Source organism: Pandoraea norimbergensis, from assembly GCF_001465545.3.
In the GTDB taxonomy this organism is placed as follows: Bacteria; Pseudomonadota; Gammaproteobacteria; order Burkholderiales; family Burkholderiaceae; genus Pandoraea; species Pandoraea norimbergensis.
The window spans coordinates 176906-193212 of record NZ_CP013480.3; the positions used below are offsets into that span (position 1 = coordinate 176906).

Consider the following 16307-nt stretch of genomic DNA (forward strand, 5'->3'; position numbering starts at 1 on the left):
AAGAATTCAGCAGCCGTTGCATCTATGGCCCTAGGGAAAACCCCTGCATCGTGCTTCGGACACGCGGTATTACCGACAGGGTGTCGAGAAAGCATTTGCCATGCTTTCAGCGTCTTACCTGAGGTGCGCACGATATTGGTGCAAACGTATTACGACGTATTACAAAAAATCCCTTAATTTCATAGAGTTACCATCCTTTCGGATGCTTGAAATGAAAATCATTCCTATTTATATTCGCGCCGCAAGTCGGGGAGGGACGGGCGGCACTTCAGGGATCGCGTAGATCGGGTGCGGCGGTCGTTCTCCGGCGCAAATTTCGACGCTGGCCACGAGCACAGAGGAATGCACGGGCTCATGGACTGGCGCGCAATCAACGACGACGCACACCGACACCGATCATGATGCAACGCAAGCCGCTGGCCCTCGCGATGATGGCCCTCTTCGCAACGCCACTCGCCACCACCTTCGCTACGCCGGCGATGGCCCAAAGTACCGGTTCCAGTGCGTCTTCAAGCGCGCCTGCTACCGCCGGGGATGCTGCCGCTGCACCTGCTGCACCCGCCGCCAATGCGCCTGCCGCAGCGCTGCCGCAGACCGAGGTATCCGGCACGTCGATTCGTGATGAATACCAACGCGATATGTCGACCGTCGGCGGCAAGGTGCCGACCGCCATTCGCGACATTCCGCAATCGGTGACGGTCATCGACAAGGCCGTGATGCAGGCGCAGGGCGCGACTTCGTTCGCCGACGCGTTGCGCAATTCGCCGGCCATCACCATCGGCGGCGCAGAAGGCGGACAGATCGGCAACAACATCAACCTGCGCGGTTTCACGGCGCGCACCGACATTTATCTCGACGGTTTCCGCGACCGCGGCCAGTACTATCGCGACACGTTCTATCTCGACTCCATCGAAGTGCTGGAAGGCCCGTCGTCGATGCTGTTCGGCCGGGGTTCGACCGGTGGCGTCATCAATCAGGTGAGCAAGCAGGCCAACCTCAAGCCGCTCAACGAAGTGTCGGGCACCATCGGCACCAACGACCGCTATCGCACGTCGTTCGACGTCAACCATCCGCTCTCCGATACGGCGGCGTTCCGTATCAACGGCTTCGCGCAAGACATTCACACGACGCGCGACGTGATGAGCAATCAGGACTTTGGCATTGCGCCCACGCTCAAGCTCGGCATCGGCACGCCGACGCAGATCACCCTGTCGGCGCTCATCGAGCATAACCACGACATGCCCGACTACGGCACCGTGGGGTATAACGGTCACCCGCTGCCGATCTCGAAGAATCAGTTCTACGGCCTGACGACCGATCGCACGGTGCAGGACGTGATGAGCTTCTCGGCCAAGATCGAGCACAAGGTCGACGACAGCCTGAAGATTACCAACCAGACGCAATACAGCCGCTATGTGATCGATGCCGTCGAGACCGCGTCGCACGCGGTGGGCGTGCCCAACGGTTCGGGGGGCTTCACGACGCTGCCGACCGGGCAGACGGCGGGCATTCCGTCGTATTCGCTCGATCAACTCTGGGTGCAGTTGCAGAGTCACGACCGCAAGATCACCGACACGTCGCTCTATAACCAGACCGATGTCGTGAAGAAGTTCGACACGGGGCCGTTCAAGCACACGCTGATCGCCGGCGCGGAAGTCGGCCGCGACACGTACGAGAACCAGACGTATCTGCGCACGGGTGCGGGGCAGGCGTCGGGCTATTTGGGCTGGATTCCGGCGAATAGCCAGGCGTACTACTCGAACCTGCCGAACGTGACGCAGACCACCGGCAACCTTGCGCAGGGCAGCGCAGAGTCGGTGGCGTTCTATGCGAACGACACGATCGAGCTGACCAAGCAGTGGAAACTCGTCGGCGGTTTGCGCTGGGATCGCTACAAGGCGCAACTCTCGAACACGCTCAATGCGCCCGGCTACGCCACGCAGACCGTCAACTACACGAGCGTGCGTACGGGCCTGATCTATCAGCCGAGTGAATCGCAGTCGTATTACTTCTCGTACGGCACGTCGTTCAACCCGTCGCTCGAACAGCTCACCGTCACGAACAACACGCAGGCACTGCCGCCCGAGACGAACCAGTCGTTCGAAGTGGGCAGCAAGTGGAACCTGTTCGACGACAATCTCTCGATCAACACCGCGCTGTTCCAGGTGACGCAGAACAACTCGCGCACGCAGACCGGCACGACCGGCGAGTACTCAGACGCGGGCAAGGTGCGCATTCGCGGCGCCGAGGTCGGCGTGACGGGCCACATCACCACGAACTGGCAGGTGATGGGCGGCTACATGTTCCTGAACTCGCAGGTGCTGCAAGCGAACGACGGCACGCAGGGCAATGTGCTTGCCAACACGCCGCGTCACTCGGTCACGTTGTGGTCGACGTACACGCTGGGGCACTGGGAAGTGGGTGGCGGCATGAATTACATGTCGATGCGCTATGCGGCGAACACGAACCTGATTCGTGTGGGCGGCTACACGCGCTGGGACGCGACCGTGGCCTACCACCAGCCGAAGTACGATATCCGCCTCAACGTGCTGAACGTGTTCAACAAGAACTACTTCGACGCGTTGATTCCGTCGGATGGCGGGCGTTCGGTGCCGGGCGTCGGGCGCACGGCGATGCTCACGGGTACGTACCGGTTCTGATGGTGATGGCGTCGCCCGCGGGTCCGGTCGCCTTCACGGCTTGATCCATCGCAAGCGGGCGGCCGCCGCGCTGGCCGGCGCCGGTCAAAATGACGGACAATACGAGGCGCGAGCCGGCGTTGTCGCCGCGCTCGCGCCTTGCTATTTCACGAGGGATGCCCGCCGATGTTGCTGCATGTGCCAAATGTTCTCAGCCCCGATCAGGTGCGCTGGGTGCGCGCCAAACTGGATAACGCCGGAGATGCCTGGGTGGACGGGCTGGCCACGGCCGGCTATCAGGGCGCGCCCGTCAAACAGAATCAGCAGATCGACGAACGCTCGGCCATCGCGCGGGAGTTGGGTGACGTGATTCTCGGCGCGCTCGAACGCCATCCGCTTTTCATCAGTGCCGCGTTGCCGAACAAGGTCTATGCGCCGATGTTCAACCGCTACGGCGAAGGCATGCACTTCGGCAATCACGTCGACGGGGCGATTCGTCTGCAACCGGGCAGCGGCATGCGTATTCGCACGGACGTCTCGGCCACGCTGTTTCTCGCGAACCCTGATGAATACGACGGCGGCGAACTGGTGATCGAAGACCAGTACGGCGCGCATCAGGTGAAGCTGCCGGCGGGCGATATGGTGCTGTACCCGGCGACGAGTCTGCATCGCGTGAACGCGATCACACGCGGCTCGCGCGTGGGCTGCTTCTTCTGGGTGCAAAGCCTGGTGAAGGACGACACGCAGCGCACACTGCTCTTCGATATGGACAACGCGATCCAGCGGCTCAATTCATCCGACGCGGACGAGACCGCACGCCGCACGCTGATCGGTTGTTATCACAACCTGCTGCGGATCTGGAGCGAGACCTGAGCCGCGCGGCGCACGGGTTCGCCAGTGCGCCAGTGCGCCAGTTCGCCAGTTCGCCGATCCATAAAAAACGCCCGGTCCCAATGGACCGGGCGTGTCACGAAGCGCCGGACTGTCGCGTCCGGCTGCGCTGGCCTCGCGCTTATTGTTACTGGAGTTACTGAGCAGCCGGCGGCGTCGCTGCCGGGGCGCCCTGGGCACCCTTGTGCATCTGCTGGCGATGTTGCATGGCCTTGTCGTGCCAGTCTTTCATCTTGGCCCAGCGTGCCTTGATGGCGCTGCTCACGAGGGTCTTCTGAGCGTCATCCAGACCGTTGTAAACATTCAACCAGGCATCCTCGGTCTGGCTGCGAAGCTGACGGTTCTGATCGAATTCCTTCTCGCGGGCGGCGCGCATGCCAGCCAGATCGAGAATCTTCTGATCCTTCGCCTGCATCATCGACTGACGCAATTGCTGGCCGTTCTGGCGCATCGCGTCATGGTTCTGCTTCGACGTGGCCACCGCTTGCTGCCAGGCTTGTTCCTGTTGCGGGTTGAGCTTCAGTTGGTCATGCAACTTCTTGATGTCGCCCAGCCCCCACGGACCGTGACCGCCGCGCATGTGGTGCATTGCGGCTTGCGGACCCGTGGCCGGCGCGGTGGCGTCGGCGGCATGGGCAATGCCAAACATCGAAGTGGCGACGAGGACAGCCGACGCGGCGGCGATCTTCAGTTTGCGCATGGTGTTGACTCCTGTTGATACTGCCGGAATTGGCATTTTCAGAGTAAGTCATCGCCCCGCTGAACAGGTTGCAAAGTGCAACGGCCGTATTACTCGACGTTACCAGCGCCCGCTTTCGCAATATTCCGAAACGACTCGGCCCGCCTATGTCGTTGGTGTTCGACAGAGGCGGGCCGTTGTGAAGTTCACGTGACAGCGAGTGACGCTTTCAGTTCCCCACGTTCAGACTTGTTCAGGGTTTGCTCAATCCCACGCGCCGCGGCCACCCGACACGCTGTAGCGACCCGCGCCGAAGAGAATCACGCACAGGCCCATGAACAGATAGAAGCCTTGCAGTTCGAGTGCCCAGCCGCCGGTCTTCGACAGTTCGCCGAGTTGGCTCAGGTGCACCAGTGAGAAAGCGACGAGCATGTTGCCCACCACAAGCACGCCGCCCAGACGGGTCAGCACGCCGAGAATCAACAGTACCGGTGCGAGAACTTCGCCCAGATAGGCACCGTAAGCGAGAAAACTCGGCAAGCCATGCGACGTGATCATGCCTTCGATGAATCCGACGCCGTTGATCACTTTGCTCACGCCGTGAAACAGCAGCAGGATACCGAGGGTAAGACGCAGGATCAGTTTGCCAAGATCGTCTTTGGTGCTCTGCATAGTAAGGCTCCTTCCTTTCTTGCGGATGTGCGCAACGGGGGCTGATGGGTTCGGGGTTCGGTCGACGCGCTCAGCAGGGCGGCGCGCCGTGCAAATCGGCACCACTGTATCAAATCGTTACCGCGCTGTCTGCGGGACTCCCAACCTTTTCAGGCACTTGGCAAGAATTACCGCCGGCCTGGGGATTACAGCCTGTTACTTTTGCGGCGACGCCGTTACACGGCGGCTGTCGGCGGGCGGGCGCCGGGCCACGTTATTCGCCTTAAGGACACGGCAAACGATCGGCAATCCCGCCGACGGTACCGGGCCCCGACCGGCATCAGGCCGACGCGGTGCGCCAGCGGCCCACCGCGCAAGCAAATAAGGAATCCATCATGAACGTTCGTAAAACTCTTATCCTGAGCGCCGTGACCGTTGCCCTCGGTGGTGTGTTCGCCGGGCAAGCCTTCGCTCAGAGCACCGCGACCGAAACCTCGCGCGACATCAACCAGCAGCAACGCATCGAGAACGGTCTGAAGAGCGGCCAGTTGAGCACCAAGGAAGCGTCGAGTCTGGAGAAGGGCGAGGCCAAGATCGATCGCATGCAAGCGCACGCCGATCACACCGGTGACACGGCCGCACAGAAGGCCCGCATCGCTGCGGCGCAGAATCATGAAAGTGCCAAGATCGCGCAGGCCAAGAGCAACGGCGTTGTGGCCAACCCGAATTCCAAGTCGTCTGAGCGGATGCAGGCCGACGTGCAACGCAACGTGAATCAGCAGAAGCGCATCGCTCAGGGGCAGGCCGCAGGCACGCTCAACAACCATCAGGTCGGCAGTCTCGAGCACGGTCAGGCGCATGTCGATACCGCTGAAGCGCACGCGGGCAAGAACGGCCACGTGAGCACGGGCGAGCAAGCTGGCATTCAACACAAGGAAAACCACCAGAGCAACCGCATCCGTCAGGACAAGACGAACGGATCGAACGGATAAGGGGCTGCGCCCCGGTCAAGCGGCCTTGGCTTCACGGGTCCGCCAAAACCACACGCACGCGCGGTACTGACGCGGTATTGAAAGAAGCGCCATCAAAAGGCGCTTGCGCCACCCCTCACCGGGTGGCGCTTTTGTTCTGGGGCACGGCGTCTATCCGGTTGGGGCTATCATCGTCGTCACGAACTCAACAACGATTCACGACAAGGATGATCAGGATGGAGCTGGTGCAAGCGCAGAAGATGCTCGAAGAACTCGTCTCGCCTTGGGTGCGGCAACTGAATTTGCAGGTCGTGGCGACGGGGGCCGAACAAAGCGAGTTGCGTCTGCCATTTGACGCGGCGTTCAAACATGGCGGCGGCGTCATCTGCGGTCAGGTGTTCATGGCGGTGGCCGATACGGCGATGGTCGTGGCGTTGTCGGCGGCGCTTGGCGGCTTTCAACCGATGACAACGGTCACGTTGAACACGCAATTCATGCGCCCCGTGACGCAAGGCGATCTGCGCGTGATTGCGCGCATTCTGCGCCGGGGCAAGAATCTGGTGTTCGGCGAGATCGAGATTTTCGACGCGTCCGGCAAGATGGCGGTGCACGCGACGACGACGTATGCGTTGCTCTGAGCGCGATATCGGCAGACGTAACGGCACGGCGGGGAGGCTACGGTGTTCGATCAGATCGTATTTGCCGGCGGCGGCAATCGCTGCTGGTGGCAGGCGGGGTTCTGGGAGCGGGTGACGCGCGAGGTGCCGTTGCAACCGCGCGTCATTGCCGGTATTTCGGCCGGGGCTGCCACGGCCTGCATGCTGCACATGCGCGCGTCGGATTGGGTGATGGATTACTACCGGCAAGCGCTCGCCGGCAATCGCAAGAACGCCTATTGGGGCAACCTGCTGCGGCGTGAGCGCGTGTTTCCGCATTACCGGATCTACCGTCAGGCATTGCTCGACATTTACGACGGTCAGTTGGAGAAGCTGGCCTCCGGGCCGGAGATTCGCGTGGGGGTTTCGCACATCCCGCGTTGGCTCGGGCCGAGATCGGCGACGGCAGCGGGTCTCGTGGCGTACAACATCGATAAACACGTGCGGCGCACGCTGCACCCGACACTTGCGCGGCAACTGGGGTTTCGACCCGAGTTTGTCCGGGCGCAGGATTGTGCGACGACGTCGGATCTGGCCGATCTGATGTTGCAGTCGTCGTGCACGCCGCCGTTCACGCCGATCTTGCGGCGAGGCGGCCGGGCGGTGCTCGATGGCGGCATGGTAGATAACGTGCCCGTCGATGCTTTGGATGCAACGCCGGGGCAGGTGTTAGTGCTGGTGACGCGGCGTTATCCGCGTCCGCAGATTTTCACGCAGCATCACGCGGGGCAGGACCGGCTGTATGTGCAGCCGTCCGTGCCGGTGCCGATTTCGAGTTGGGATTACACGCGGCCCGACATGATGGGGCCGGCGTATGACCTTGGCAGAAAGGATGGCGAGACGTTCCTGCGCCATCTGGAGACGCTGGGGTAACGGGTGAGCGGGGCAACATCCCGCGCCGCAAGAAGGCGTTGCCGGGGTCGTCAGATTTGCTGCCTCCGCCGAACCCGCCTCCCGATTACCGTTCGCTTAGCGCCCGAAGCCCAGCAACGCGGCCGGGTTCGCCACATGCGCGCGGTCGCCGTTCAGGAAGTCGACGATGTTCTGGAACGCCACCCGGAAGTACAGCTCGTAGCTTTCGTGCTCGACGTAGCCGATGTGCGGCGTGCAGACGCAGTTCTCGAGGCGCAGCAGCGGGTTGCCTTGCAGAATCGGCTCGCTCTCGAAGACGTCGATGGCCGCCATGCCGGGGCGTCCGCGATTGAGCGCCGTGATAAGGCCGTTCTCTTCCACCAGTTCGGCGCGGCTCGTGTTCACGAAGAGCGCCGTCGGCTTCATCTGCTGAAGGTCTTCGAGTTTGACGATGTGACGCGTCTCGTCGTTCAGGCGCAGATGCACCGAAAGCACATCGCTTTGCGTGAAGAGTTCTTCCTTGCTGTCTGCCACGCGCAGACCATCGGCCGCCGCCGCTGCGCGCGAGCCTTCGCGACCCCAAACCATCACTTCCATGCCGAAGGCTTTCGCGTAGCCCGCGACGAGCTTGCCGATCTTGCCGTAGCCCCAGAGCCCGAGCGTCTGACCACGCAGCACCTGACCGAGACCGAAGTTCGGCGGCATGCTCGACGACTTCAGGCCCGACTGTTGCCAGGCGCCGTGCTTGAGGCTGGAGACATATTGGGGAATGCGGCGCTGGGCCGCCATGATCAGCGCCCAGGTGAGTTCGGCGGGGGCTGTGGGGGAGCCGACACCTTCGAGCACGGCCACACCGCGCGCAGTGCAGGCGTCGATGTCAATGTGATTGCCGGCGCGTCCGGTCTGACTGATGACGCGCAGACGCGGCAGTTTGTCGATGAGCTGGGCGGTGATTGCCGTGCGTTCGCGAATCAGTACCAGCACCTCGGCTTCGCCGATACGGGCGCTGAGCTGGCCGACGCCCTTGACAGTGTTATTGAAGACTTTGACGTCGTGTCCGGCGAGCAGGGAAAAGCAGTCGAGCTTGCGAACGGCATCCTGATAGTCGTCGAGAATGGCAATTTTCATGGCAAAGCGTAATCGGTTCCGCGCCCGGCTTGTGGGCCGCGCGCTGACGTAACAGTTGTCGGAGGCCGCCATGTTCGGCGGGCGCACTGGTCGTTGACTCGGCTGGCGCCTATCCGGCAAAACCCGGACAAAAACCGGGCAAAACCCGCACCAGCCTTGTTGCGACGCAGCACCGGCGCGATTTGCGCGGTGGTATGCTGACGCCTCGTTTTGCATAGTATGGCAGGTGTCCTGGCAACCATGGCGAAACCGCCCAAACACGATGGCAAAAAATCGAACCCACCCCGCAAAAGCAAGTCGGAACTGGTGAGCGAGACGCCTGCTGCGCACCTACCCGTGCGCATGTTGCCCCCTGCCTTCCCGCGTGTGCTGCACGTTGTGCGGCATGCTCAATATTTCACGCGGCCCGTGCCGGTGGGCGCCGGATTTTCCGGTGCACATGGCAAGCGCCGGGACCTTGTTGCGCGTCCGGTATCCCCAACCGGTCGTGCTGTCCCGGCGTGCCGACACCCAGCGGTGCCCGCGCGACGAACGCTCTGCGTTCGCCCCGATTTACCGACTCTGCATGGAGACAACCCCCATGACGCAAGCCAGTAGCGCGAGCGCGCTCAATTCCTCCTCGTCCAATGTCGTCACACGTGATCTGCCCTCGTGGGTGCGTCATCGCAAGTTGATCGACTGGGTCACGCAGATCGCTGCGATCACCCAGCCCGTGCGCGTCGTGTGGTGCGATGGTTCGCAAGAGGAATATGACCGTCTGTGTGAGCAGATGGTCGCCGCCGGTACGATGAAGCGGCTCAACCCGGCCAAGCGCCCCAACTCGTTCCTCGCGCTGTCCGATCCGTCGGACGTTGCCCGTGTGGAAGATCGCACGTTCATCTGTAGCGAGAAGCGCGAAGACGCCGGCCCCACCAACCACTGGATCGATCCGCGCGAAATGCGCACCACGCTCGATGGCCTGTTCGAAGGCTGCATGCGCGGGCGCACGATGTACGTCGTGCCGTTCTCGATGGGCCCGCTGGGTTCGCCCATTGCGCACATCGGCGTTGAACTGTCGGATACCCCGTATGTGGCCGTGAACATGCGCATCATGACGCGCATGGGCCGCGCCGTGTACGACGTGCTGGGCGACGACGGCGAGTTCGTGCCGTGCGTGCATACCGTGGGCAAGCCGCTGGCCGATGGCGAGAAGGATGTCGCCTGGCCGTGCAACAACACCAAGTACATCGTTCACTTCCCCGAAACGCGCGAGATCTGGAGCTACGGCTCGGGCTACGGCGGCAACGCGCTGCTGGGCAAGAAGTGCTTTGCGCTGCGCATCGCGTCGAAGATGGGCCGCGATGAGGGCTGGCTGGCCGAACACATGCTGATCCTCGGCGTGACTTCGCCGCAGGGCAAGAAGTACCACGTCGCTGCCGCGTTCCCGTCGGCCTGCGGCAAGACCAACTTCGCGATGCTGATTCCGCCGAAGGGTTTTGAGGGCTGGAAGGTCGAGACCATCGGCGACGATATCGCGTGGATCAAGCCCGGCAAGGACGGTCGCCTGTACGCGATCAACCCCGAAGCCGGTTTCTTCGGCGTGGCACCGGGCACGAGCCAGAAGACCAACCCGAACGCGCTCGCAACGCTTGGCGAGAACGTGATCTTCACCAACGTTGCGCTGACCGATGACGGCGATGTGTGGTGGGAAGGCCTGACGGATACGCCGCCGGCGCATCTGATCGACTGGCAGGGCAAGGATTGGACGCCGGAGAGCGCGAAGGAATCGGGCCGCAAGGCGGCGCATCCGAATTCGCGTTTCACGGCACCCGCATCGCAATGTCCGTCGATCGACGCCGACTGGGAAAACCCGGCAGGCGTGGCCATCGACGCGTTCATCTTCGGCGGCCGCCGCTCGACCACCGTGCCGCTCGTGACCGAAGCGCGCGACTGGACGGAAGGCGTGTACATGGCGGCGACCATGGGCTCGGAGACCACCGCTGCGGCGGCCGGTCAGCAGGGGGTGGTGCGCCGCGATCCGTTCGCGATGCTGCCGTTCTGCGGCTACAACATGAGCGACTACTTCCAGCACTGGCTCGACACGGGCGCGCATCTCGACAAGACGGGCGCCACGCTGCCGAAGATCTACTGCGTGAACTGGTTCCGCAAGGGTGCCGATGGCAAGTTCGTGTGGCCGGGTTTCGGCGAGAACATGCGCGTGCTGGCATGGATGCTGGGTCGTATCGATGGGACGGCGCAGGGCGTGGAAAACGCGTTCGGCATCACGCCGCGCTACGAAGATCTGAACTGGGACGGTGTGTCGTTCACGCCGGCGCAGTTCAACGACGTGACGTCGATGGATCCGGCCGCGTGGCACGAAGAGTTGAAGCTGCATGCTGAGCTGTTCGAGACGCTCAAGCACAACCTGCCGCAAGCGCTGCTCGATACGAAGGCAGATATCGAGCGCCGGTTGAAGGCGTGAGTCATCAGGCGTTAGTGGCAGAGGCTGTCGAACGAGGGAGATGGTTGCCTGACGATTGACGCGTCTCACCGCACACGCCGCTGTGCTGACAAACTATCCCGTCGAGGGAAACTTCGGCGGGATTTTTTATTGCTTTGTGAACTGTCCGAAAGGCTTGCCAGACGCGGTTTTCAGCGACTTCTGGCGTGTTTGCGGTGATAGCATTTCCTCCGTGGTCTGCAACGGATCACGATGATCTTTTACGAAGAAAAGGAAATGCGCATGTCAAAGAAAACGTCTGTCAGAAAGTCTTCCATGAAGGGAAAAATGCCCATGCACACGATGGTGATCGATGGCATCGATGAGCCGCTCATGCGGTCGATCAGGTCGCGTGCCGCCTTGCATGGCAGAACACCCAAGGAAGAAGTGTGGTCGATTCTGGATAACGTCGCGCGCCGACCGGGATTCCGGTCGCTAGAGGACGCTATTCTGAATTTTCCGAACGTCGGGCTCGACAGCGATTTCGAGCGCGTGAATTGAAGTAGCGGAGAGGAATGATGTATCTGCTGGATACCAACGTTATCAGCGAATGCCGGAAAGCCAGCCAAGGGGACGCTGGCGTCCAGCGTTTTATTCGTCACGCAATTCGCCACAAGATTCCGAGGTTCCTGTCGGTGATCACATTGGGCGAATTGCACAGAGGCGCCCGTGTGCTTCGCCATCGAAACGATACTGCTCAAGCGGTACTACTGGAGAATTGGATCGAATCCGTAAAGTGCGACCACGCCGAACGGATCCTCTCGATCGATCAGACCATCTGCTACGAATGGGCGCGTTTGCGCGTGCCTCGACAGGAGCACGCCATCGACAAGCTGATCGCTGCGACGGCGTTGGTTCATCGGTTGGTTGTCGTCACACGCAACGTCAAGGATTTCACGGATACCGGTGTGGAGGTACACAACCCATTTCTGCACTGAAGAGTACGACGACGGCTCTCGTCCTTACAGCCGATTCTCCACCGCGAACTTGATCAACTCCGCTTGCCCTTCGATACCGAGCTTGCGTTTGATGTTGAGTCGATGGGTTTCGACGGTGCGCACTGACAGGTCCATTTCCGTAGCGATCTGTTTGTTAGCCAGTCCGCGTGCGATGAGCGTCAGAATTTCGCGCTCGCGTGGCGTGAGCGAGTCGATGGGCCCATGCGAGGTCGATGCCTGCACGACGCGTGCTGCGATCGCTGCGCTGTAATACGCCTCGCCTTTCGCCACACGCTCGATAGCGGTCACGATTTCATGCGCCGGTGCGTCCTTGAGCACATAACCACGCGCACCAGCACGCACCGCCTGACGAACATACTCGGCGTTGTCGTGCATCGACAGAATCAACACGGCGATGTGCGGAAACTGTTCGCGAAACTGCGCCGTTAATTCAATGCCGTTGGTGCCGCGCATGCTGATGTCCATCAGCGCCAGATCGGGCGACGCCGTCTTGGCCCGCGCCAGCGCTTCCGCTGCATTGCCGGCTTCACCGACAACTTGCAGATTGGGCGCTGCATCGAAGCGCGCGCGCAAGCCGTCACGCACGAGGGGATGATCGTCGATCAGCAGCAAACGGATAGGGTGAACTTGAGTCATTGGCGTGAAGCGTTGAGCGCCGCTTTGGCGGCAGCGGGCGTGAGCGGTACCCACGCACTGATGGTGGTGAGGCCGGGCCACGATTGAATGCCGAGCGCACCGCCGACGGCATCGAGCCGCTCGCGCATATTGCGCAAGCCGATGCCGTGACGCGGGTCGTGGTGCACGTCGGTGACGTCGAAACCGCGGCCGTCGTCGGCAATCGACAGGTGAATACCTTCCGCTTTGAACACCAGCAATATCGACACGCGCGACGCGTTCGCATGCCGTTCGATATTGGTGAGCGCTTCCTGTGCGATGCGGAAGAGCATGGTCTTGATGTTGTCGTCCAGCGCCGGGGCCTCGCCCTCGACATGCATCTCGACCGGCAGGCCCGCATGCGAGCCGAACTCGCGTGCAAGTTGGTCGATAGCGGCGGCCACGCCGAGATCGTCGAGCATCGCGGGACGCAGCGCCTGTGAAATGCGCCGCACTTCGCCGAGCGTGCCGTTCAGTCGCTCAATCGCCACACCAAGCGTCGTGCTTGCCGCGGCAGGAGAACCCGGCAGACGCATCGATGCCGATTCGAGCAGCAGCTTGACCGAGACGAGCAACTGGCTGATGCCGTCGTGCAACTCCCGTGAAATACGCGAGCGCTCGACTTCCTGCGATTCCACGACCTGCCGTGCCAGTTGGCGCAACTTGGCGTCGGCCGTCTTCAACTCGGTAATGTTCACGACCAGACCGCAGAGCCCGACGATCGCCAGACACGTCGACGCAATCATCGTGATCCAGATCAGCGTGCGGTCGATGTTGCTTTGGGCGCGTTCGTCGGACTGACGCAGCGTGGCCTCCACATCGTCGAGATAAATGCCGGTGCCGATCATCCAGCGCCAGCGCGGCAGCGCGATCACGTAGCTCAGCTTGGGCGCCGTCTGCCCCAGCGACGGCTTCTCCCACGGGTACTGCACATAACCTCCGCCAGCGCGTGCCGCTGCGATCAACCGTTGAATCGTCGGCGCACCTTCCGGGTCCTTGAGCGACCACAGGTTGTGACCGACCAGCTCGGGCTGACGCGGGTGCATCAGGCTGTTGCCCTCGAGATCGTAGACGAAGAAGTAACCGTCTTTGCCGAACTCCATGCGGGCAAGCGTGGCGAGTGCCTCCGCGCGCGCCGCCGGCGTGTCCGGGCCGTTGTAGAACGGCTCGATGGCGTTGCGCGCCAGCCCGACGTAATGCAGCAGCTCGGCGCGCTTGTTGGCGAGCGATGCGGTCTGCACTGCCTCGTGCTGCGCACGTGCCAATTCATTGCCCTGATAGCGCACGGCGAGGGCGATGGCGACCATCGCGAGGGCAGCCGGCAGCAGTGCCAGCACGAAAAATTTCTGTCGGAGATTCATGACGTTCAGGAGCCTGCAAGGCCGCTTTTTAGCGGCATTCGCTACGTATTATCACGTAGTGTGCCTGCGTAGTTTCGCGCTTGTGGCACGTCAGGCAAACGCCAATACTACACGGCGAATCGTGCCCTGGTTGCTATCAGACCCTCGCTTCAAGAGGGCCATGCCTTGCGCCACGCTTCGCGACATCGACACGATGTCAAAAAACAAAGGCGGGACCGCGCCGACACGGCACAGTCCCGGGTCGCTGCCCTAAGGAGGCAGTTCCGAGGAGAGACAATGAATCGAATCTGGCAACAACTGCCCTGGGCAGCGGTGGCCGTCGTCGGCGCGTGCGCGCTCGGCACGGTCGCCCTATCGCGCGGCGAAACCATCAGCGCACTCTGGATCGTGATCGCAGCCATCTGCGTTTATCTGATCGCTTACCGCTTCTACAGCAAGTTCATCGCCACACGCGTCGCGCAACTCGACGGCTCGCGCATGACGCCGGCATGGCGCCATAACGACGGCCTCGACTACGTGCCGACCAACAAGTACGTGCTGTTCGGTCACCACTTTGCCGCGATTGCCGGTGCGGGTCCGCTGGTCGGTCCCGTGCTCGCCGCGCAGATGGGGTATCTGCCGGGCATGTTGTGGATTCTCGCCGGCGTGGTTTTTGCAGGCGCCGTGCAGGACTTCATGGTCCTGTTCATCTCCACGCGTCGCGACGGCCGCTCGCTCGGCGATCTCGTGAAGTCGGAACTCGGCATGATCCCGGGCGTGATCGCGCTCTTCGGCGCGTTCCTCATCATGATCATCATTCTTGCGGTGCTCGCGCTGATCGTGGTCAAGGCGCTCGCCGGTTCGCCCTGGGGCACGTTCACGGTCGGTCTCACGATTCCGATCGCACTATTCATGGGCGTCTACACGCGCTTCATTCGCCCGGGCCGTATCGGCGAAGTGTCGATCATCGGCTTCATCGGGCTGATGGCCGCGATCTACTTCGGCCAGAGCGTGCATGACAGCGCTACGCTCGCGCCGCTGTTCACGTTCGACGGCAAGCAACTCACGTGGATGCTCATCGGCTACGGTTTCGTCGCCTCGGTGTTGCCGGTGTGGCTGCTGCTTGCCCCACGCGATTACCTCTCGACGTTCCTGAAGATCGGCACGATTCTCGCGCTCGCCATCGGCATTCTGGTGGTCGCGCCCGAGCTGAAAATGCCGGCGCTCACGAAGTTCGTCGACGGCAGCGGCCCGGTCTGGTCGGGCAAGCTGTTCCCGTTTCTCTTCATCACGATTGCGTGCGGCGCCGTCTCGGGTTTCCATGCACTGATCTCTTCGGGCACCACGCCGAAGCTGCTCGATAACGAAGTCAATGCGCGCCTGATCGGCTACGGCGGCATGCTGATGGAATCGTTCGTCGCCATCATGGCGCTGGTCGCCGCGTCGGTGATCGACCCGGGCGTGTACTTCGCGATGAACAGCCCGGCCGCTGTGATCGGCACGACGCCGGAAGCCGTGGCGCAAGTCGTCTCGGGCTGGGGCTTCTCGATCACGCCGGACGTGCTCACCGCGACCGCCAAGGCCGTGGGCGAGAACACCATCATCTCGCGTGCAGGCGGCGCACCGACGCTGGCCGTCGGCATGGCGCACATCCTGCATCAGGTGGTGGGCGGCGAAGCGATGATGGCCTTCTGGTATCACTTCGCGATTCTGTTCGAAGCGCTGTTCATCCTGACGGCTGTCGATGCAGGCACGCGCGCCGGCCGCTTCATGCTGCAAGACTTGCTCGGCACCTTCGTGCCCGCGCTCAAGCGCACCGAGTCGCTGCCCGCTAACCTGATCGCCACGGCCCTGTGCGTGGCGGCGTGGGGGTACTTCCTGTATCAGGGCGTGGTCGATCCGCTGGGCGGCATCAATACGCTGTGGCCGCTGTTCGGTATCTCGAACCAGATGCTGGCCGCGATTGCGCTGATGCTGGCCACCTGCGTGCTGTTCAAGCTCAAGCGTGAGCGCTTCGCCTGGGTGACGATTCTGCCTACGGTCTGGTTGCTCGCCTGCACGCTGACCGCCGGCTGGCAGAAGATGTTCGATCCGGATCCGAAGGTCGGCTTCCTGGCGCACGCGGCCAAGTATCAGGCAGCACTTGCCGACGGCAAGCTGCTTGCCCCGGCCAAGTCGGTCGCGCAGATGCAGCAGATCGTGTTCAACGATTACGTGGACGCCACGCTTGCCGGTGTGTTCATGTTCGTGGTGGTGGCTGTGGTGCTGTTCGGCTTGCGCACCATCGTGCTCGCCCGTCGCGCCAACAAGCCGACAGCCAGCGAGACGCCGTTCGAACCGATGCCGTCCGGCCAGCGAGTCTGACGCAGTGCAGATCCCGATGGCGGACTACGGGTTCGCCTCGGGAT

Annotated in this window: 14 protein-coding genes; 9 read left to right on the forward strand and 5 right to left on the reverse strand. The window is 62.2% G+C overall.

Features of this window, described 5'->3' with window-relative positions:
* The first annotated feature begins 398 nt into the window (after window positions 1-398).
* Window positions 399-2660 carry a TonB-dependent receptor gene (locus tag AT302_RS00710; protein ID WP_058376760.1) on the forward strand — a complete coding sequence of 754 codons (2262 nt, stop codon included), beginning with the start codon at window positions 399-401 and terminating at the stop codon, window positions 2658-2660.
* A gap of 165 nt (window positions 2661-2825) precedes the next feature.
* Window positions 2826-3512, forward strand: a complete 687-nt coding sequence (locus AT302_RS00715) for a Fe2+-dependent dioxygenase (RefSeq protein ID WP_058376761.1) — start codon at window positions 2826-2828, stop codon at window positions 3510-3512.
* A gap of 154 nt (window positions 3513-3666) precedes the next feature.
* On the opposite strand, the gene AT302_RS00720 is transcribed toward AT302_RS00715, so the two are convergent.
* Together AT302_RS00720 and AT302_RS00725 are read right to left on the reverse strand one after the other, a co-directional pair.
* Window positions 3667-4230 (reverse strand): periplasmic heavy metal sensor, encoded by a 564-nt coding sequence (locus AT302_RS00720; RefSeq protein ID WP_058376762.1) that lies wholly within the window; start codon window positions 4228-4230, stop codon window positions 3667-3669.
* Between the two features lie 243 nt (window positions 4231-4473).
* Window positions 4474-4881: a DoxX family protein gene (locus tag AT302_RS00725; RefSeq protein ID WP_058376763.1), complete on the reverse strand. Its 408-nt coding sequence runs from the start codon at window positions 4879-4881 to the stop codon at window positions 4474-4476.
* A 374-nt stretch (window positions 4882-5255) separates the two neighbouring features.
* Here AT302_RS00725 and AT302_RS00730 point away from each other — a divergent pair, with 374 nt between their 5' ends.
* From AT302_RS00730 to AT302_RS00740, 3 genes are all read left to right on the forward strand, one after another.
* On the forward strand, window positions 5256-5852 hold the full coding sequence (locus AT302_RS00730) for a hypothetical protein (RefSeq protein ID WP_058376764.1): 597 nt from the start codon (window positions 5256-5258) through the stop codon (window positions 5850-5852).
* Window positions 5853-6067: 215 nt separating this feature from the next.
* Entirely contained in the window at window positions 6068-6469 is a 402-nt protein-coding gene (locus AT302_RS00735; RefSeq protein WP_058376765.1) for a PaaI family thioesterase, read from the forward strand.
* A 42-nt stretch (window positions 6470-6511) separates the two neighbouring features.
* Complete coding sequence (locus AT302_RS00740; RefSeq protein WP_058376766.1) at window positions 6512-7360, forward strand: patatin-like phospholipase family protein; 849 nt, start codon at window positions 6512-6514, stop codon at window positions 7358-7360.
* Window positions 7361-7456: 96 nt separating this feature from the next.
* Here the strand turns inward: AT302_RS00740 and AT302_RS00745 are convergent, their stop codons facing one another.
* A complete protein-coding gene (locus AT302_RS00745) occupies window positions 7457-8467 on the reverse strand; it encodes a D-2-hydroxyacid dehydrogenase family protein (protein ID WP_058376767.1) in 1011 nt (336 codons plus the stop codon).
* 580 nt (window positions 8468-9047) lie between these two features.
* On the opposite strand from AT302_RS00745, the gene AT302_RS00750 reads away from it, so the two are divergent.
* The 3 genes from AT302_RS00750 (at window position 9048) to AT302_RS00760 (ending at window position 11884) form a co-directional block, all read left to right on the forward strand.
* Entirely contained in the window at window positions 9048-10928 is a 1881-nt protein-coding gene (locus AT302_RS00750) for a phosphoenolpyruvate carboxykinase (GTP) (RefSeq protein WP_058376768.1), read from the forward strand.
* Window positions 10929-11159: 231 nt separating this feature from the next.
* The gene (locus tag AT302_RS00755; protein WP_157125644.1) at window positions 11160-11447 is read left to right on the forward strand and encodes a DNA-binding protein; all 288 of its coding nucleotides are present in this window, start codon (window positions 11160-11162) and stop codon (window positions 11445-11447) included.
* A gap of 14 nt (window positions 11448-11461) precedes the next feature.
* Window positions 11462-11884, forward strand: coding sequence for a type II toxin-antitoxin system VapC family toxin (locus AT302_RS00760; RefSeq protein WP_322788723.1), 423 nt, complete (start codon window positions 11462-11464; stop codon window positions 11882-11884).
* Window positions 11885-11908: 24 nt separating this feature from the next.
* Here AT302_RS00760 and AT302_RS00765 read toward each other — a convergent pair whose 3' ends face one another.
* Together AT302_RS00765 and AT302_RS00770 are read right to left on the reverse strand one after the other, a co-directional pair.
* Window positions 11909-12541, reverse strand: a complete 633-nt coding sequence (locus AT302_RS00765) for a response regulator (RefSeq protein ID WP_058376770.1) — start codon at window positions 12539-12541, stop codon at window positions 11909-11911.
* The gene (locus tag AT302_RS00770) at window positions 12538-13920 is read right to left on the reverse strand and encodes a cache domain-containing protein (protein ID WP_058376771.1); all 1383 of its coding nucleotides are present in this window, start codon (window positions 13918-13920) and stop codon (window positions 12538-12540) included. Before AT302_RS00770 ends, AT302_RS00765 begins: the two co-directional genes overlap by 4 nt.
* 276 nt (window positions 13921-14196) lie before the next feature.
* On the opposite strand from AT302_RS00770, the gene AT302_RS00775 reads away from it, so the two are divergent.
* A complete protein-coding gene (locus tag AT302_RS00775) occupies window positions 14197-16263 on the forward strand; it encodes a carbon starvation CstA family protein (RefSeq protein WP_058376772.1) in 2067 nt (688 codons plus the stop codon).
* The last annotated feature ends 44 nt before the right edge of the window (window positions 16264-16307 follow it).

What these genes read in the sequence shown, in the direction of transcription:
- AT302_RS00710 (WP_058376760.1), top strand. Translation starts at nt 399, where the DNA reads ATGATGCAACGCAAGCCGCTGGCCCTCGCGATGATGGCCCTCTTCGCA.
- AT302_RS00715 (WP_058376761.1), top strand. Translation starts at nt 2,826, where the DNA reads ATGTTGCTGCATGTGCCAAATGTTCTCAGCCCCGATCAGGTGCGCTGG.
- AT302_RS00720 (WP_058376762.1), bottom strand. Translation starts at nt 4,230, where the DNA reads ATGCGCAAACTGAAGATCGCCGCCGCGTCGGCTGTCCTCGTCGCCACT.
- AT302_RS00725 (WP_058376763.1), bottom strand. Translation starts at nt 4,881, where the DNA reads ATGCAGAGCACCAAAGACGATCTTGGCAAACTGATCCTGCGTCTTACC.
- AT302_RS00730 (WP_058376764.1), top strand. Translation starts at nt 5,256, where the DNA reads ATGAACGTTCGTAAAACTCTTATCCTGAGCGCCGTGACCGTTGCCCTC.
- AT302_RS00735 (WP_058376765.1), top strand. Translation starts at nt 6,068, where the DNA reads ATGGAGCTGGTGCAAGCGCAGAAGATGCTCGAAGAACTCGTCTCGCCT.
- AT302_RS00745 (WP_058376767.1), bottom strand. Translation starts at nt 8,467, where the DNA reads ATGAAAATTGCCATTCTCGACGACTATCAGGATGCCGTTCGCAAGCTC.
- AT302_RS00750 (WP_058376768.1), top strand. Translation starts at nt 9,048, where the DNA reads ATGACGCAAGCCAGTAGCGCGAGCGCGCTCAATTCCTCCTCGTCCAAT.
- AT302_RS00755 (WP_157125644.1), top strand. Translation starts at nt 11,160, where the DNA reads ATGATCTTTTACGAAGAAAAGGAAATGCGCATGTCAAAGAAAACGTCT.
- AT302_RS00760 (WP_322788723.1), top strand. Translation starts at nt 11,462, where the DNA reads ATGATGTATCTGCTGGATACCAACGTTATCAGCGAATGCCGGAAAGCC.
- AT302_RS00765 (WP_058376770.1), bottom strand. Translation starts at nt 12,541, where the DNA reads ATGACTCAAGTTCACCCTATCCGTTTGCTGCTGATCGACGATCATCCC.
- AT302_RS00770 (WP_058376771.1), bottom strand. Translation starts at nt 13,920, where the DNA reads ATGAATCTCCGACAGAAATTTTTCGTGCTGGCACTGCTGCCGGCTGCC.
- AT302_RS00775 (WP_058376772.1), top strand. Translation starts at nt 14,197, where the DNA reads ATGAATCGAATCTGGCAACAACTGCCCTGGGCAGCGGTGGCCGTCGTC.